The organism is Streptomyces sp. AMJ-169 (assembly GCF_055597585.1).
Genome location: NZ_JBVLTJ010000017.1, coordinates 46830 through 62798, shown reverse-complemented (window position 1 = coordinate 62798; position 15969 = coordinate 46830). Strand labels below are relative to the sequence as shown.

The window sequence follows — 15969 nt, the reverse complement described above, 5'->3', positions numbered from 1 at the left end:
CGTTGACCCCTTCCGGCAGCTCAGGTCTGAAGGAGGACACCGCGTGACAGCGCAACCGGGGTGGGCGAAACGGCTGGCGGGATACGCCTGGCGGTATCCGAAGGACGTGGTCCTGGCCCTCGTCTCGTCGCTCCTGGGCATGGCCGTGACAGCGCTGATGCCGCTGATCACGAAGGTCATCATCGACGACGTCGTCGGCGACCGCACGCGTTCCATGGCCCCCTGGGCGGGAGCGCTGATCGGCGCCGCCGTCGTCGTGTACGCGCTCACCTACGTCCGCCGCTACTACGGCGGCCGGCTCGCCCTCGACGTGCAGCACGACCTGCGCACCGAGATGTACGCCACGATCACCCGGCTCGACGGCCGCCGCCAGGACGAGCTGTCGACCGGGCAGGTCGTCGGCCGCGCCACCAGCGACCTCCAGCTGATCCAGAGCCTGCTGTTCATGCTGCCGATGACGATCGGCAACGCCGCCCTGTTCGTGGTGTCGCTGGTGGTCATGGCGTGGCTGTCGATCCCGCTGACCCTGGTCGCGCTCGCCGTCGGACCCGCCCTGATCTGGATCGCCGGGCGCAGCAGGACCCGGCTGCACCCCGCGACCTGGTACGCGCAGGCCCAGGCCGCCGCCGTCGCCGGGGTCGTCGACGGGGCCGTCAGCGGCGTCCGCGTCGTCAAGGGGTTCGGGCAGGAGGAGCAGGAGACCGGGAAACTGCGCGAGGTCGGGCGGCGGCTGTTCGCCGGGCGGCTGCGGACGATACGGCTCAACTCCAGGTACACGCCCGCCCTCCAGGCCGTCCCCGCGCTCGGGCAGGTCGCGATGCTCGCGCTCGGCGGCTGGCTCGCGGTGCGCGGGCACATCACGCTCGGCACGTTCGTCGCCTTCTCCACCTACCTCGCCCAGCTCGTGGGCCCGGTGAAGATGCTCGCGCTGGTCCTCACCGTCGGCCAGCAGGCCCGCGCCGGCACCGAACGCGTCCTCGAACTCATCGACACCGAACCGACGCTGCGCGAGGGCACCAAGGAACTGCCCGCCGACGCCCCGGCGACCGTCGAGTTCGACGACGTGTCCTTCGGCTACGGCGACACCCCCGTCCTGAACGGCCTCAGCTTCGAGATCCGCCCCGGCGAGACCCTGGCCGTCGTCGGCGCCTCGGGTTCTGGCAAGTCGACGCTCTCCCTGCTCCTGCCGCGCTTCTACGACGTCACCCACGGCGCCGTCCTGGTCGGCGGCCACGACGTCCGCGAGCTGACCCACGACTCCCTGCGCGCCGCGATCGGCCTGGTCCCCGAGGACTCGTTCCTGTTCTCCGCGACCGTCCGCGAGAACATCGCCTACGGCCGCCCCGGCGCCACCGACGCCGAGATCGAGAGCGCCGCCCGCGCCGCCCAGGCGGACCGTTTCATCGCCGAGCTGCCGCACGGCTACGGCACGAAGGTCGGCGAGCACGGCCTCACCCTCTCCGGCGGCCAGCGCCAGCGCGTCGCCCTCGCCCGCGCCATCCTCACCGACCCCCGCCTCCTCGTCCTCGACGACGCCACCTCGGCCGTCGACGCCCGCGTCGAGCACGAGATCCACGAGGCGCTCGCGCACGTCATGCGGGACCGCACCACCCTCCTCATCGCCCACCGCCGCTCCACCCTCAACCTCGCCGACCGCATCGCCGTCCTGGACGCCGGCCGCCTCGCCGACGTCGGCACCCACGAGGAGCTGGAACGCCGATCGCCTCTGTACCGGCGCCTGTTGACCGACCCGGACGGACTCGGCGCGGTCAGCTCCGGACATCAACTCGCGGGCCGGGTACCGGAGGAGGCCGAGGACACGACCGTACGGGACGAGCTGGACGCCGAGTTCGACGCCGAGCGCGGGATCACGCCCCGGCTGTGGGCCGGTGAGCGAATACCCAGGGACACCGCCCTCTCCGGCACCCCGGCGACCCCCGAACTCCTCGCCCAGGTCGAGGCGTTGCCCCCGGCGGCCGACACCCCGGGGATAGACGAGGCACGCGCGGTCACCCCCGAGGACTCCTACGGCCTGCGCCGGCTGCTGCGCGGGTTCCGTACCCCGCTGCTGATCAGCCTCGCGCTCGTCGCCACCGACGCCGGCATGAGCCTGCTGCTGCCCGTGCTGATCCGGCACGGCATCGACTCCGGCGTCACCGAGGCCGCCCTCGGCGCGGTCTGGGCCGCCTCGCTGCTCGCGCTGGTCACCGTCCTCATCCAGTGGGCCGCGCAGATCGGCGAGACCCGCATGACGGGCCGCACCGGCGAACGCGTCCTCTACTCGCTCCGCCTGAAGATCTTCGCCCAGCTCCAGCGGCTCGGACTCGACTACTACGAACGGGAGCTGACCGGCCGGATCATGACCCGGATGACGACGGACGTCGACGCGCTGTCGACGTTCCTCCAGACCGGGCTCGTCACCGCGTTCGTCTCCGTCGTCACCTTCTTCGGCATCATGGCCGCCCTCGTCGTCATCGACGTCCAGCTGGCCCTGGTGGTCTTCCTGACCCTGCCGCCGCTGGTCGTCGGCACGTACTTCTTCCGCCGGGCCAGCGTGAAGGCGTACGAGCTCGCCCGTGAGCGGATCTCCGGTGTCAACGCCGACCTCCAGGAGGCCGTCGCCGGGCTGCGGATCGTGCAGGCGTTCCGGCGCGAGAGCGACGGCAAGTCCCGCTTCGCGCAAGGCAGTCGGTCCTACCGGGACGCGCGGGTGCGCGGGCAGTGGCTGATCTCCGTGTACTTCCCGTTCGTCCAGCTCCTGTCGACGGTGGCCGCAGCCGCCGTCCTGGTCGCGGGCGCCGGGCGGGTGCAGGACGCGACGCTCACCACGGGCGCGCTGGTCGCCTACCTCCTCTACATCGACCTGTTCTTCGCCCCTGTGCAGCAGCTCTCCCAGGTCTTCGACGGCTACCAGCAGGCGAGCGTGTCGCTGGGCCGCATACAGGAGTTGCTGCGCGAACCGACGTCCACCAAGTCCGCCGACGAACCCCTGGAAGTGCTCTCGCTGCGCGGCGAAGTCGCCTTCGACGACGTCCACTTCGCCTACACCGACGACGAAGAGGCCCTGACCGGCGTCTCGTTGACCATCCCGGCGGGCCAGACCGTCGCGTTCGTCGGCGAGACCGGCGCGGGCAAGTCGACCCTGGTGAAGCTGGTGGCCCGCTTCTACGACCCCACGTCCGGGCGGGTGCTGGCCGACGGCACCGACCTGCGCAGCCTCGACCTGACGTCCTACCGCCACCGCCTGGGCGTGGTCCCGCAGGAGGCGTACCTCTTCCAGGGCACGATCCGCGACGCCATCGCCTACGGCCGCCCCGCCGCGAGCGACGCCCAGGTCGAGGCGGCGGCGCGGGCCGTGGGGGCGCACGAGATGATCGCGAAGCTGGAGAGCGGGTATCTGCACGAGGTCGCCGAGCGGGGCCGCAACCTGTCCGCCGGGCAACGGCAGCTGATAGCGCTGGCGCGCGCGGAACTGGTCGACCCGGACGTCCTGCTGCTGGACGAGGCGACGGCGGCGCTGGACCTGGCGACGGAGGCACAGGTCAACCAGGCGACGGAACGCCTGTCGGGCCGCCGCACGACCCTGGTCGTCGCCCACCGGCTGACCACCGCCGCCCGCGCGGACCGGGTGGTCGTCATGTCCGACGGACGCGTCGCGGAGGACGGGACGCACGAGGAACTGCTGGCGCTGGAGGGGCGGTACGCGCGGCTGTGGCGGGCGTTCGTGGGGGAGGCGGTGGGGGTGGAGGGGTGAGCGGGCGGGGCTGAGCGGGCGGGGCCGGCGGCGTCTGAGGCGGCCCGGTCCGGGCTCCTGCCGCCGTTTCCCGCGGGAACGCGGTGCGGCCTGATCCCGCCCCGCGCCACCCGTCCCCGTGACGGTCGTGCAACCGTCCGACATACGTCCTGCGTCCGTACATCAGTACGGGGGCGGGCGACAGCTACGGGTGGGGTCATGGATGGGCGGGGAACGCGGCGCCGGCTGGCGCGGGCGGCGGCCGTGGTGATGACGGCCGGGCTGTTCGCGGTGGCGGCGCCCGGGGTGGCCGGGGCGGCGCAGGGGGAGCAGGGAGCCGTCTGCGTCGGGCGCAAGGTACGCACGCTCACCTTCGCCACCGGCTCGGTCCTGATCTACAAGCGGCCCGGCGGATACGTCTGCGCGGTCACCCACGCCAAGCGGCCCGGCGGACGGCAGCTGCTGTCGGTCAGCGTGCAGGCGCGCGGCAACCTCCCCGTCCGCCGCACCCGGCTGCACCCCAGGACCTCCCCGGCGGTGACGGTCCACGCGGGACGGCGGTGCGTGTGGGTACGGGGGACCGCCGGGACGGGGTCGGTCAGCTCGGGCTGGATCCTGTGCTGACGGCACGCTAGACGGCCGATCGCAGGCGCCGCCCCCTACAGCGCCGCCCCCTCGTCCCGCCGGCCGGCCAGCCGCTCGTACCGCTGCCGGGCCGCCTGCGGTGTCCCCAGCCCCAGCCCGAACGCGATCTCCTGCCACGTCATCCCGCGCCCGCGCGCCATCTCCAGCAGCCCCGCCTCCAGCTCGTCCGTCTCGGCACGCATCAGCGGGACGAGGGTGAGGGCGGCCGTGACGTCGGACAGGTCCAGCTCCGGCTCGTCCTCCGCGAGCAGCGCCGCCCCGCTGAGCAGGAACGCCACCAGCCGCACCGCCTCGTGCGGCGCGAGCACCATCGGGTTCGTCTGCCGGGCGCGCCGCGCTTCGCTCGCGGCGTACCGCTCGGATATGCGGAAAAGCGCAGCGGGCGCACGCCGCGCGCGGGCCTCGTCGGGGTCGGGAGGGGTGAAGGGATCGGGAGGAATCATGGACATGTGCCCCAGCATGCGAAATAAACGAGCAGACCTCAACTGGTTATTGCAAACACCTTGTTCAAGGAGCCTGTCGCGTTCTCAGACACGTTTGCGACCATGGAAACGCACCGAACGCCGGGGGAACGGGGAACAGCGTATGGACGTCATCAGGCAGCTCGCCCACCTGGAGCGCCGGGCGAGCGCGCGCGACGAACTCGCCGCCATGGGACGCGCGGCCGTCCGCCCCCTCCTGCGCGAACTGTGGGACCCCGCCTCCTCGGTCAAGCCCTGGGAGATCGAGTTCGTCCTGACCAAGCGGATCGGCGCCCCCGCCTACGACGACGTCCTGGCCGCCCTGATCACCGCGCCCGACGAGGAGCGCAGGGGCCGCGCCCGCCGCGTGTTCACCGCGCTGGGCACGGTCGGGCGGTACATGGAGGCCCTCGCGCACCCGCACGCGCAGGTCCGCTCCGCAGCGGCCCAGGGCTTGCAGACCGTCTGCTCGCTCGCCTACGGCCGCCGCCCGGCCCCCGCCCTGGACGTCCCGTCCGTCGTCGCCGCCCTGATCCCTCTCCTGGGCGACCCCGTCCCCGAGGTCGCCGAGCGCGCGCAGTGCGTCCTCACCCTGATCGGCCCCGAAGCCCTGGAACCCCTCCGCGCGGTGCGCGCACACGGCCCCGGGCGGCTGCGCGCGCGGGCGCTGTCCGCGCTGGCCGGCGTCGGCGGAGAGGAGGCCCTCTCCCCGCGCGACCGGGCCGCCGTACAGCGCCTGGTCCGCGTCAAGCTCCGCGCGGACCGGCCGCAGCCCCTGGACGTCTGCTTCACCTCCTGGATCGCCGTCCCCGGCGACGACCAGGAGGGCGTCGTCAAACGCCTCGGCCTGTGGGGCGCCCGTCCGGCGACCTTCGCGCTGGCCCGCAGCGTCGGGGCGCACGACAGCCATGACGTCACCGAGTACGGCCGCGTCCACGTCACCCCGCAGCTCGACGGCTGGACCCTCGTCCTGGGCCCCTGGTGCAACCCCGTCGACCCCGGCCGCGCCGCCGACGTCCTGGAGCTGGTCACCGAACTGAGCGCCCACTACGGCCGCGCCCACGCCTACTACTTCGGCGAACAGGGCGACGGCTCCGGCTGGCTGATCGCCGAGGAGGGCAGGCCCGTACGGCGGTTCGCGGCGTCCTGGGCGGCCGACGACGACGTCTACACCCTGGGCGAGCCCCTGCCCGCCGAGGAGGCGCACCGCGCGCTCCTGGCCGACGACGCCGACTGGACCGACCGCGCGGGCCACCTCGCCCCCGAACTGGCCGCCGAACTGAGCGTCAGCCCCTACACGCTGGGCCCGATGACGCGGGTGCGCGGCACGGGCCTGATCGCCCTGACGCCCCACGCGCGCGTGCACGGGGTGCCGCGTACGGGGGCGTACCGCATATGAACCCGGCCCCTCACCCCCGCACCGCCCCCGCCGTCAGCCCCGACACGAAGTGCCGTTGCAGCAGCACGTAGACGACGACCACCGGCACCGACGCGATCACGACCCCCGCGAACAGCAAGGGGTACTGGGTCAGGAACTCGCCCTGGAAGTCCAGCAGCGCCAGCGGCAGCGTGCGGTGCTCGTGGGAGCGGATGAACAGCAGCGGGTAGAGCAGGTCGTTCCAGTCCATGACGAACAGGAAGATCGCCGTCGTCGCGAGCGCGGGCCGGGTCAGCGGCAGCGCGATCGAGCGGAACGCCCGCAGCGGCCCGGCGCCGTCCAGCTCGGCCGCCTCGTACAGCTCCTCGGGGATCGTCCGCAGGAACCCGCCGAGGATGAACACGGCCGTCGGCAGCGTCATCGTCGTGTCGACCAGGACCAGCCCGAGGAGGCTGTCGGTGAGGCCGAGCCGGTCGAACAGGACGTACTGCGGGACGATCGCCGCCTGCGCGGGCACCGCGAGACCGGCCACGAGGACGCCGTAGACGATCCAGCCCGCGCGGCCCGGCACGCGGGCGCAGAAGAACGCCGCCAGGGCCGCCACGACGAGCGTGAGGGTCACCGCGCCCGCCGTGACGAGCGCGCTGTTGACGAACGCCGAGCCCAGCCCGCCCTCGTCCACGGCCCGCCGGTAGTTGTCGAGCGTCGGCGACGACGGCGGCGCCAGCGGTGAACCGAACAGCTGGGGAAGGGTCTTGAAGGTGCCGAACACGACCACCAGCAGCGGCAGCACGACCGTCAGCACGCCCAGCGTCAGTACGACCGGTCGCAGGGTCCTGGTCATCGGGTCGCCCTCCTGATCGCCCGCCGCTGCACCCACGTCAGCAGCGCGATGAGCGCCATGAACAGCAGCGACTGCGCCGCCGCGTAGCCGAACTGGTTGTTGGAGAAGGTCGTGTAGACCCGCGTCGAGAGCAGATCGAGCGCAGGACCCGGCGGATTCCCGCCGAGCCCGAGGACCAGGTCAAATGCCTTGAAAGACTGGACCGTTGTGTACGCGACGACGATGCCGGTCGCCGGCGCCACCAGCGGCCACGTCACGTACCGGAACCGCGCCCACCGCCCGGCCCCGTCCAGCTCCGCCGCCTCGTACAACTCCCGTGGGATCGCCTGGAGTCCGGCGACGAACACGACCATCATCTGGCCCGCGTGGAACCACACCTGCGTCAGCGCCAGCCAGAACACGGCCGTGTCCGGGTTCCCCAGGTACACCGACTGCAAGCCGCCCAACCCCACAGTCCGCAGGCCCGAGTTGAGCAGCCCGCCGTCGGGGTCGTACACGAACCGCCACACGAACGCGACCGACACCGACGACAGGACCGTCGGCAGGAAGAACAGCGCCCGCAGGAACGTCGACATCCGGGTCGTGCGCACCAGATACAGCGCGAGCAGCAGCGCCAGCGCGGTCTGCGCGAGCACCACCACGACCATCAGCTTCAGGTTGTTCTCGGCCGCGTTCCTGAACACGTCGTCAGAAGTGGTCAGTTGAGTGAAGTTCTTCAGACCGACGTTCTTGTACGCCGCGCTGTAGCCGTCCCAGTCCGTCAGCGCGTACTGCACCGCCTGCACGGTCGGGTACGCGAAGAAGAACAGGTACAGCCCCAGCGCGGGCACCGGGAACAGCCACAGCGCCCGCGCCGTACGGCGGCGGCTACGCGCGCTTCTGGTCGATGACACGCTGGGCCTCCTCGGCCGCCTGCGCCGGCTTCTTCCCCCCGACGACGGCCACGGCCGCGTTCTCGACGGCCGACCGGATGTCCAGGTCCAGGAACTGAAAGCGCGGCGCCAGCAGCGTCTTGCGCGTCAGCCAGGGCGCGACGGCCTTCAGGTCGGTGTTGGTGTACTCGACCCCGGAGACGGTCACATGCTGCCCGGTCCCGTTGGCGTACGTGGCCGCGTTCACCGGGTCGCTGAGGAACTCCAGGAACGCGTACGCCGCGGGCTGCACCTTGGACGCGCTGTTCACGCCCAGGATGAACGTCGTGTTGAAGACGCCCTCGTACTTCGCCTTCCCGGCGTCGGTAGTGATCGGCGCGACCAGGTCGAAGGGGAACTTCGCGCCCAGCGCCCGCACCCCGGCCATCTGGAAGGAACCCGTCGCCAGCAGCCCGGCCTTGCCCTCGGCGAAGAGCTGGACGACCGCGTCGGTGGTCGAGCCGGTCGCGCGGGCCTGGAAGTAGGGCGCCAACTGGGCGTACTGCTCAAGGGTCTTGAGGAACCAGTCGTCGGTCACCTTGTACGCGCCCGACTCGACCTTCGTGAACATGTCGTCGCTGGGCGCGTTGTTCATGACCATCGTGTTGAGCAGCTGCCCCGCGTTCGCGGTGTCGCCGCCCGGCCACGCGAGCGGCGTGTAGCCCTTGGACTTGAGGTCGTCGAGCAGCTGGAGGAAGCCGTTCCAGTCCTTCGGCGCGCTGGTGTGCCCCGCCTTGTCGAGGGCGTCCGCGTTGGCGAGCGGCATGTTGAACACCAACTGGTAGGGCAGACCGTACTGTTGGCCGCTCAGCGCGCCCGGCGCGATCAGGTTCGCCTGGTACTTGCCGACCACGTCCGTCCCGGTCAGCGGCGCGTACACGCCGGCCTTCACGATCTGCTGGAACTGCGCGCCCCGGAACGCCGTGAACAGGTCACCGGTCTTCGAGCCCTGGATGCGGCGCAGGGCCGTCGACTGGTAGTCGGCGGAGGGTGAGATGTCCTGCTCGACGCCCGCGTCCGGATGCTTCGCCGTGAACGCCTTCACCAACCGCGCGATGACCGCCTTGTCCTCGGCCCGCCAGTGGGCGAAGGACACGGTGCCCTTGACGGCGCCCGAAGTGGCGAGCGCGGAAGGGGAGTTGCTGCCCCCGGAGGAGGCGCCGCCGCTGCCGCCGGGACCGGCGCAGGCGGCCAGGCCCAGACCGAGGCCGGAGGCGGCGAAGAGGCGGAGGGCGGATCGTCTGTCGAGCGCACGGGACATGGCGTGAGGTCTCTTTCTGGTGAACTGGTGTCAGACGGCGGCGAGTTGCGAGGCGAGCAGCGGCCGTACGCACTCCCCGAACCGGATCGCCTCCTCCAGGTGCGGCTGGCCCGAGAGGATGAAGTGCTCGATGCCGAGCGCGGCGAACTCCTCGATCCGCTCGGCGACTTGGCTATGGCTGCCGACCAGGGCGGTACCGGCGCCGGGCCGCACGAGCCCGAACCCGGCCCACAGGTTGGGGTGGATCTCAAGCCGGTCGGTGCGCCCGCCGCTGAGCGCGGCCATCGCCCGCTGCCCGGCCGACTCCGAGTTCCGGAACCGCTCGTGCGCCGCCGCGATCGCGGCCGGGTCGAGGCTGTCCAGGATGCGGTCGGCCTCCGCCCACGCCTCGGCGGCGGTGTCCCGGCTGATGACGTGCAGCCGGATCCCGTACGACAGCTCCCGCCCCTCGGCGGCGGCCAACTCCCGTACCCGGCCTATCTTCTGGGCCACGGCGGCGGGCGGCTCACCCCACGTGAGGTACGTGTCGGCGTACTTGGCGGCGACAGGCAGAGCGGCGGCGGACGAACCCCCGAAGAACACCGGGGGCTGGGGGACCGGCGGCTTGCGCAGCCGTCCGCCCGCGACCCGGTAGTGGGCGCCCTCGTAGTCGTACGGCTCGCCCGTCCACGCCGTCCGCAGCAGCTCCAGGAACTCCGCCGTGCGGGTGTAGCGCTCGGTGTGGGAGAGGAAGTCGCCGTAGGCGCGCTGTTCGTCGGCGTCGGAGCCGGTGACGACGTTCAGCAACAGGCGTCCGCCCGAGAGGCGTTGGTAGGTCGCCGTCATCTGCGCGGCCAGCGGCGGGGCGATCACGCCGGGGCGGAACGCGACCAGGAACTTCAGCCGGCTGGTCTGCGGGAGGAGGGCGGCCGTGGTCAGCCAGGAGTCCTCGCAGTCGCTGCCCGTCGGGGTCAGCACCGCCTCGAAACCGGCCGACTCGGCGGCGCGCGCGACCTGGGCGAGGTAGTCCAGGGTCGGCGGGCGCGCGGTGGAACGGGACTGGAGCGAGTCGCGGGCGGTGACACCGACGACGTCACGGTCGTCACCGGTGGTGGGCAGGAACCAGTGCAGGCGCACGGTCATGAGGTCTCCAACGGCCTATGGAGCGGGGATACGCAGGCAATATGCGATTCCGGCGTGGATGCAACGTTGAATCACGCCAAAGGCGGGGCGCCGCCGAGCCGTACGGAAAGGCACGGAAAACGGCGGGATCGGGGGAATTCGTGAAGAGGGCGCCGGAATCAGGCGCGCGGAGTCACGCGGAGGGCGCGAGCAGGGGTCAGCTACACAGCGCGGTGGCGACCCGGAGCAGGTCGACGTGGGCGCGCTTCACAAGCTCGACACCGGTGGATTCCATGGGCCGGGACTATACACATCGCCGGTGAAAGGCACGACGGCCGACCGGAATGTGGGCCGGCCGGCCGTCGGAGAGTGACGGGAGAGCAGCTCAGGGGCGCAGCGCCGGCTCCCGCTCCAGGTCGTGGACGTCCAGCTTCGCGTCGTAGCGCGCGAGCGGCTTCGCGGCCGTGACGGCGGCGTCGGACAGGCCCGCCCAGTCCAGCACGCGGGCGGTGGCGAAGTCCTTCTGGCCGGCGGCGAGCCCGGCGACGTTCGCGCCGTGGTTCATGCCGGGCGCGGTGAACACGTACGAGTCCTTCGCGCCCTTGTCGACGCGGAACCGCTCCGAGCCCCACGGGTCGTTCTGCCCGTACACGTAGAGCGTGCGGCGCGCGTGGTGGCGGATCCAGTGGTCGATGTCGGCCATCGCGTAGGTCTGGAAGCGCGGGATCGGGATGTTCTTCGGGACGTAGTTCGACGGCGGCTGGTAGCCGTAGCGGATGTACTTCTTCTCGATGTGCGGGAACTTGATGGTGGGCGCGCCGAGTTGGGTGGCCGCCTGGTAGTAGTACGGGACGTACGCGGCGAGGCTCTGGTCGGCGGGGGCGGAGAACCCGGAGATCGCGTCGACCGAGTTCCAGATGTCCTCGTCGGTGGCGCTGCGGGCGTCGGCCGGGATCGACTCGCAGTCCGAGAGGTTCGCGTACTGCCAGAAGCCCCACACGTAGTCGAGGACGACGGCCTCGTACGCCTTGTCGAGGGTGCCGATCGTGGTGAACGTGTACTCGTTCTCCGCCGCGTACTTCGCGTACCGCTCCTCCAGCGGCGCCCGGCGCACCAGCGCCTCGCGCTGCACGGCGTTCAGGCGGTCGCGGCACTCCTTGGTGCCGACGGTCGCGAAGAAGCGGTCGTACGCCGAATCCTCGTCGTTCACCACGTCGTTGGGGGCGACGTAGGCGACGACGCCGTTCATGTCACGCGGGTAGAAGCGCTCGTAGTAGGTCGCCGTCATGCCGCCCTTGGAGCCGCCGGTGGCAAGCCAGTTCTTCGTGTAGACCGGCTTCAGGGCCTGGAAGACGCGGTGTTGGTCGCTCGCCGCCTGCCAGATCGTCAACTTGGTCCAGTCGGCGGGCTCTTGGGGGCGCGACGGGGCGAAGTAGCGGTACTCCATGGAGACTTGGTTGCCGTCGACGATCTGCGTGGGCTCGCGGCGGCCGGGGTTGGTGGAGACGCCGTAGCCGCCGGTGTAGAAGACGGTCGGGCGGCTGACGTCCTTGTGCAGCACGGTGATCCGCTGCTGGAACGTGCCGGCCCCCGGGTGCCGGTGGTCGATGGGCTGCGTGTACTCCAGCACGAAGAACCGGTAGCCGGGGTACGGCTTCTCCTGCACCAGGCTCATGCCCGGGATCGCCAGCAGCCGGTCCTTGATGTCGGCCTCGGCGGCGGTGGCCGTCGTGGTGGCCGTGCCCAGTGTGCCTATGAGCACGATGAGCGTGAGCAGCCATCTGAGCGCCTTGCGCATGCGCGTGCACCCTTCCTTTCCATGCCCCGCCTGTGCGGCGGGTGTGAGGAATGTCCGCCGGAACGTAGCCCAGCGCCGGGGCGTGACACCAGGGGGCATCGCTCACCGTGCGCCTGGCGAGGGCCAGTTGGTGTTCTCAGGCACTCTCGCGGACGACCAACTGGTGCCCGGCGACGAGCGGTGACCGCTGGTCGCCGCCGCCCTCGATCCGGCGCAGCAGGGCCGTCACCGCGAGCCGCGCCAGCTCGGACTTGTCCGGGGCGACGGTGGTGAGCGGAGGGGAGACATACCGGGCGGTCTCGATATCGTCGAACCCCGTCACCGCGAGGTCGCCGGGCACCCGCAGCCCCCGCTCCCGCGCCGCGTACAGGGCGCCCTCGGCCATGGTGTCGGCGAAACAGCAGACGGCGTCCGGGGGTTGGGCCAACGCGAGCAGCGCGCGCATGGCCTCGGCTCCGGCGGTGCGGTCGTACGACCTTACGGGCGGGGCGAGTTGTTCGTCGTAGCCGAGCCCCGCGGCCTCAAGTGCCTGGCGGTGGCCGACGAGGCGGGTGTCGGAGGTGCCGGCGTGCGGGACCGTCTGGCGGCCGATCACGCCGATCCGGCGCCGGCCCCGGGCGATGAGGTGGGCGGTCGCCTCGCGGGCGGCGCCGGTGTTGTCGATGGTGACGTGCGGGTGGGGGAGGTCGTGGAGGCGTTCGCCGAGCAGCACAAGTGGGGTGCTGGGAGGGGCGGTCGAGGCCGCTTTCTCGTCCAGGGCGAGCGGGCTGAGGATGACTCCGTCGACCAAGGGGTCGGTGCGGCCGAGGGCGAGTTCGAGTTCGGCGTGCGGGGCGCCGCCGGTGGCCTCGACGAGCAACGTGCAGCCGTGGTCGGCGGCTTGGCGCAGGACATGTCCGGCCAGTTCGGCGAAGTACGGCATCGACAGGTCGGGCACGGCGAGCAGCAGCACCCCGCTGCGGCCCGTACGCAGCCCGCGCGCGGCCGTGTTCGGGCGGTACCCCAGCTCCTCGACGGCCCTCAGCACCCGCTCCCGGGTCGCCTCGGAGAAACGGCCGGTGCCGCGCACGACGTTGGACACGGTCCGCATCGACACCCCGGCCCGCTCGGCCACGTCCCTGAGCCCGATCCCCGCACGCATCGGGCCACTTTACGGTGGGGGAGGGGGTTGGGGGGTGGGGGCAACGGGGCTGACATGGAGTGTTCATGGGGGGCAACGGGGGTGTGACGCCGGGGACTTGAAGGGTCGGCGTTGGGAGACTCGGCGACTTGGGATGCTCGGCGGCTTGGGGTGCTTGGGCGGCTTGGAGGCCGTCACCGGCGCTTTGGAGGGGTGCGCGCCGATGACGGTCATGCTGCCGGCCGGGGTGCGGCGGAGAGGGTTGGGCCGACGCTCGCGGCAAGAGCGAGACCGGCACCGCACCGAGGAGGCTCTCCGGCAGTGCCGGGGGTTGGACGCGGGCGGGGGCGAGCGGGTTCCCGGCACGGGCAGATCGGGGGAGGCGGGGAGGAAGTCCCGTACAGGGAGGGCGAGTCGGCGGCCAGGGCTGCTCCGGGCCGGCCCGGCCGGGCAGCCGCCGAGCCCGGCCGGGCAGCCGCCGGGTCCGGGTAAATCCCTTATGGGCGAGGCAAGTTGGCGGTCAGACCGCTCCGGGGTAGCCGCCGGGCAATCGCCAGGGTCGCCGGACAGTCGCTACGCCGGCGGCCGTGCGCTCACCCTCGGCCAGTGGTCCCTGACCGTGCGGACCGTCTCCGCGATCGCCGGGCGGCGGGCCGCGCCCTTGCGCCAGAGGGCGTAGAGGTGGCGGACCGGGACCGGTTCCAGGGCGACCTCGACGACGCCCGGCGGGAGCGGGCCGCGCCCGAGGCGGGGGATCAGCGCGACCCCGAGTCCCGCCGCGACGAGGGCCACCAACGTCGGGTTCTCGTCGGCCTGATGGACCACCTCCGGCTCATGTCCCGCCGTCCGCAGGGTCCGCAGCAGCCACTCGTGGCAGACCCGGCCCGGCGGCTGGCAGATCCACCGCTCGCCGCCCAGCTCCTCGTGCCGGACCGAAGCGCGCCCGGCGAAGGGGTGGTCCTCGGGGACCAGGAAGTCGCACAAGTCGTCGCCGAAATACGCCTGTTCGACACCGGCCGGGGCGGGCAGCGGGGCGATGTCCCAGTCATGGGCGATCACCAGATCGACGGCGCCCTTCGCCACCAGGTCCACCGAGAGGTGCGGGTCGACCTCGGTGAGCCGGGTGTCGAGGGCGGGGTGGCGGCGGGCCAGGTCGGCGAGGACCGCCGGCATCAGACCGCGCGCGGCGGAGGGGAACGCGGCGATGGTCAGCCGCCCGGCGGGCAGCCCCCTGCGCTCCTCCAGATCGGTCTCGGCCCGCTCGACGATCGCCATCAACTGCTGTGCGGTGACGGCGAGTTGCCGGGCCTCGTCGGTCAACCGGACACCTCTGCCCTCGCGTTCGAGGAGAACGGTCCGCGTCTCCCGCTCCAGCTTGGCGATCTGCTGGGAGACGGCGGAGGAGGTGTAACCGAGGGCGGCAGCGGCGGCGCCGACCGTGCCGTGGACGGAGACCGCGTGCAGGGCGCGCAGGCGCTGGAGGTCGAGCATGGGCGGACGGCTCCCTGAACTGTCGGTCTCGGCTTGATCGGTTAGCGTTGCTTCATCCTTCCGTGCAGCAATCATCGCTGGTACTGCACGTTCGGTCCAGGTGATCCTCGACGCATGCGACCAGCTCACCTCCTCCTCGCCGTCCTCGTCACCGCCGTGTGGGGCGTCAACTTCACGGTCATCGAGATCGGCCTCGGCCACTTCCCGCCGCTGCTCTTCTCCGCGCTGCGGTTCCTGGTGGCCGCGCTGCCCGCCGTGTTCTTCGTGGGCCGGCCCACGGTCGCCTGGAAGTGGCTCCTCGGCGTCGGACTCTCCCTGGGCGTCGCCAAGTTCGGGCTCGTGTTCGTCGGGATGGCCGCCGGGATGCCCGCCGGGCTGTCCTCGCTCGTGCTCCAGATCCAGGCCGTGTTCACCGCGCTCATCGCCTTCGCGGTCCTGGGCGAACGCCCCACCTGGCCAAAGGTGTTGGGCATGGGCATCGCCCTCGCCGGCATCGGCGTGGCCGCCGTCGACGAGGGCACCTCAGGACCGCTCGGCGCGTTCGCCCTCGTGATCGCCGCTGCCGCCTGCTGGGGCGTCTCCAACGTCCTCACCCGCAAGGCCGCGCCCCCCGACGCCCTGAACTTCATGGTCTGGGTCAGCACGGTCCCGGTCCTGCCGCTGCTCGGGCTCTCGCTGCTGACGGAAGGGGCGGGGCGGGACATCGAGGCGTTGCGGTCACTGGACTGGGCGGGGGTCGGGGCGGTGCTGTTCGTGGCCTGGGGCGCGACCGTCTTCGGCTTCGGCGCGTGGGGGTGGCTGCTGCGCCGCCATCCGGCGTCCACGGTCGCACCGTTCTCGCTCCTGGTCCCGGTGTTCGGGATGTCGTCGGCGGCGGTGTTCCTGGGGGAGGGGATCAGCGGACTGCGGTGGTGCGCGGGGGCGTTGCTGGTGGGTGGGGTGGCGCTGACTTCGCTGGGGGCGGGGAAGAGGGGGGCTGTTCGGGCGGGGGCGGGGGCGGGGGCGGGGGCGGTTGAGCGGAGGGAGCGGGTGGGCGGGGCGGTGTAGGTGTCCGGTGCGGTGGGCGCCGGAGTGGTCGTACACGTCCGGGCCGGGACGCTCGTACACATCCCGGCCGGGACGCTCGTACACGTCCGGGCCGGGACCCTCGTACAAACCCCGGCCGGGACCCTCGTACGCGTAGCCGTCCGCCGCCGTTCACCTGGAACCCACCGTTCCACCCCCTG

At 72.0% G+C, this 15969-nt stretch carries 13 protein-coding genes; 4 read left to right on the top strand and 9 right to left on the bottom strand.

Annotated elements, in window-relative coordinates:
* The first annotated feature begins 43 nt into the window (after window positions 1–43).
* Both ACYUD3_RS32855 and ACYUD3_RS32850 read left to right on the top strand, forming a co-directional pair.
* On the top strand, window positions 44–3754 hold the full coding sequence (locus ACYUD3_RS32855; RefSeq protein WP_470978124.1) for an ABC transporter ATP-binding protein: 3711 nt from the start codon (window positions 44–46) through the stop codon (window positions 3752–3754).
* Window positions 3755–3952: 198 nt separating this feature from the next.
* Window positions 3953–4357, top strand: coding sequence for a hypothetical protein (locus tag ACYUD3_RS32850; protein WP_470978120.1), 405 nt, complete (start codon window positions 3953–3955; stop codon window positions 4355–4357).
* A 35-nt stretch (window positions 4358–4392) separates the two neighbouring features.
* On the opposite strand, the gene ACYUD3_RS32845 is transcribed toward ACYUD3_RS32850, so the two are convergent.
* Entirely contained in the window at window positions 4393–4827 is a 435-nt protein-coding gene (locus ACYUD3_RS32845) for a DNA-binding protein (RefSeq protein WP_470978118.1), read from the bottom strand.
* Between the two features lie 136 nt (window positions 4828–4963).
* Here ACYUD3_RS32845 and ACYUD3_RS32840 point away from each other — a divergent pair, with 136 nt between their 5' ends.
* Window positions 4964–6238 (top strand): HEAT repeat domain-containing protein, encoded by a 1275-nt coding sequence (locus tag ACYUD3_RS32840; RefSeq protein ID WP_470978114.1) that lies wholly within the window; start codon window positions 4964–4966, stop codon window positions 6236–6238.
* A gap of 10 nt (window positions 6239–6248) precedes the next feature.
* Here ACYUD3_RS32840 and ACYUD3_RS32835 read toward each other — a convergent pair whose 3' ends face one another.
* The 8 genes from ACYUD3_RS32835 to ACYUD3_RS32800 form a co-directional block, all read right to left on the bottom strand.
* Window positions 6249–7061, bottom strand: coding sequence for a carbohydrate ABC transporter permease (locus tag ACYUD3_RS32835; protein WP_470978111.1), 813 nt, complete (start codon window positions 7059–7061; stop codon window positions 6249–6251).
* Window positions 7058–7954 carry a carbohydrate ABC transporter permease gene (locus tag ACYUD3_RS32830; RefSeq protein ID WP_470978108.1) on the bottom strand — a complete coding sequence of 299 codons (897 nt, stop codon included), beginning with the start codon at window positions 7952–7954 and terminating at the stop codon, window positions 7058–7060. Before ACYUD3_RS32830 ends, ACYUD3_RS32835 begins: the two co-directional genes overlap by 4 nt.
* Window positions 7929–9233, bottom strand: a complete 1305-nt coding sequence (locus ACYUD3_RS32825; RefSeq protein ID WP_470978103.1) for an ABC transporter substrate-binding protein — start codon at window positions 9231–9233, stop codon at window positions 7929–7931. The genes ACYUD3_RS32830 and ACYUD3_RS32825 overlap by 26 nt, the downstream gene beginning before the upstream one ends.
* Before the next feature lie 30 nt (window positions 9234–9263).
* Window positions 9264–10355: an LLM class flavin-dependent oxidoreductase gene (locus ACYUD3_RS32820; protein WP_470978099.1), complete on the bottom strand. Its 1092-nt coding sequence runs from the start codon at window positions 10353–10355 to the stop codon at window positions 9264–9266.
* 196 nt (window positions 10356–10551) lie between these two features.
* Window positions 10552–10629: a putative leader peptide gene (locus ACYUD3_RS32815; RefSeq protein ID WP_368451344.1), complete on the bottom strand. Its 78-nt coding sequence runs from the start codon at window positions 10627–10629 to the stop codon at window positions 10552–10554.
* A gap of 90 nt (window positions 10630–10719) precedes the next feature.
* Complete coding sequence (locus tag ACYUD3_RS32810) at window positions 10720–12132, bottom strand: S28 family serine protease (RefSeq protein WP_470978096.1); 1413 nt, start codon at window positions 12130–12132, stop codon at window positions 10720–10722.
* A 136-nt stretch (window positions 12133–12268) separates the two neighbouring features.
* The gene (locus tag ACYUD3_RS32805; RefSeq protein ID WP_470978093.1) at window positions 12269–13273 is read right to left on the bottom strand and encodes a LacI family DNA-binding transcriptional regulator; all 1005 of its coding nucleotides are present in this window, start codon (window positions 13271–13273) and stop codon (window positions 12269–12271) included.
* A 552-nt stretch (window positions 13274–13825) separates the two neighbouring features.
* Window positions 13826–14743, bottom strand: a complete 918-nt coding sequence (locus ACYUD3_RS32800) for a LysR family transcriptional regulator (RefSeq protein WP_470978090.1) — start codon at window positions 14741–14743, stop codon at window positions 13826–13828.
* A gap of 114 nt (window positions 14744–14857) precedes the next feature.
* Here ACYUD3_RS32800 and ACYUD3_RS32795 point away from each other — a divergent pair, with 114 nt between their 5' ends.
* Window positions 14858–15790 carry an EamA family transporter gene (locus ACYUD3_RS32795; protein WP_470978086.1) on the top strand — a complete coding sequence of 311 codons (933 nt, stop codon included), beginning with the start codon at window positions 14858–14860 and terminating at the stop codon, window positions 15788–15790.
* The last annotated feature ends 179 nt before the right edge of the window (window positions 15791–15969 follow it).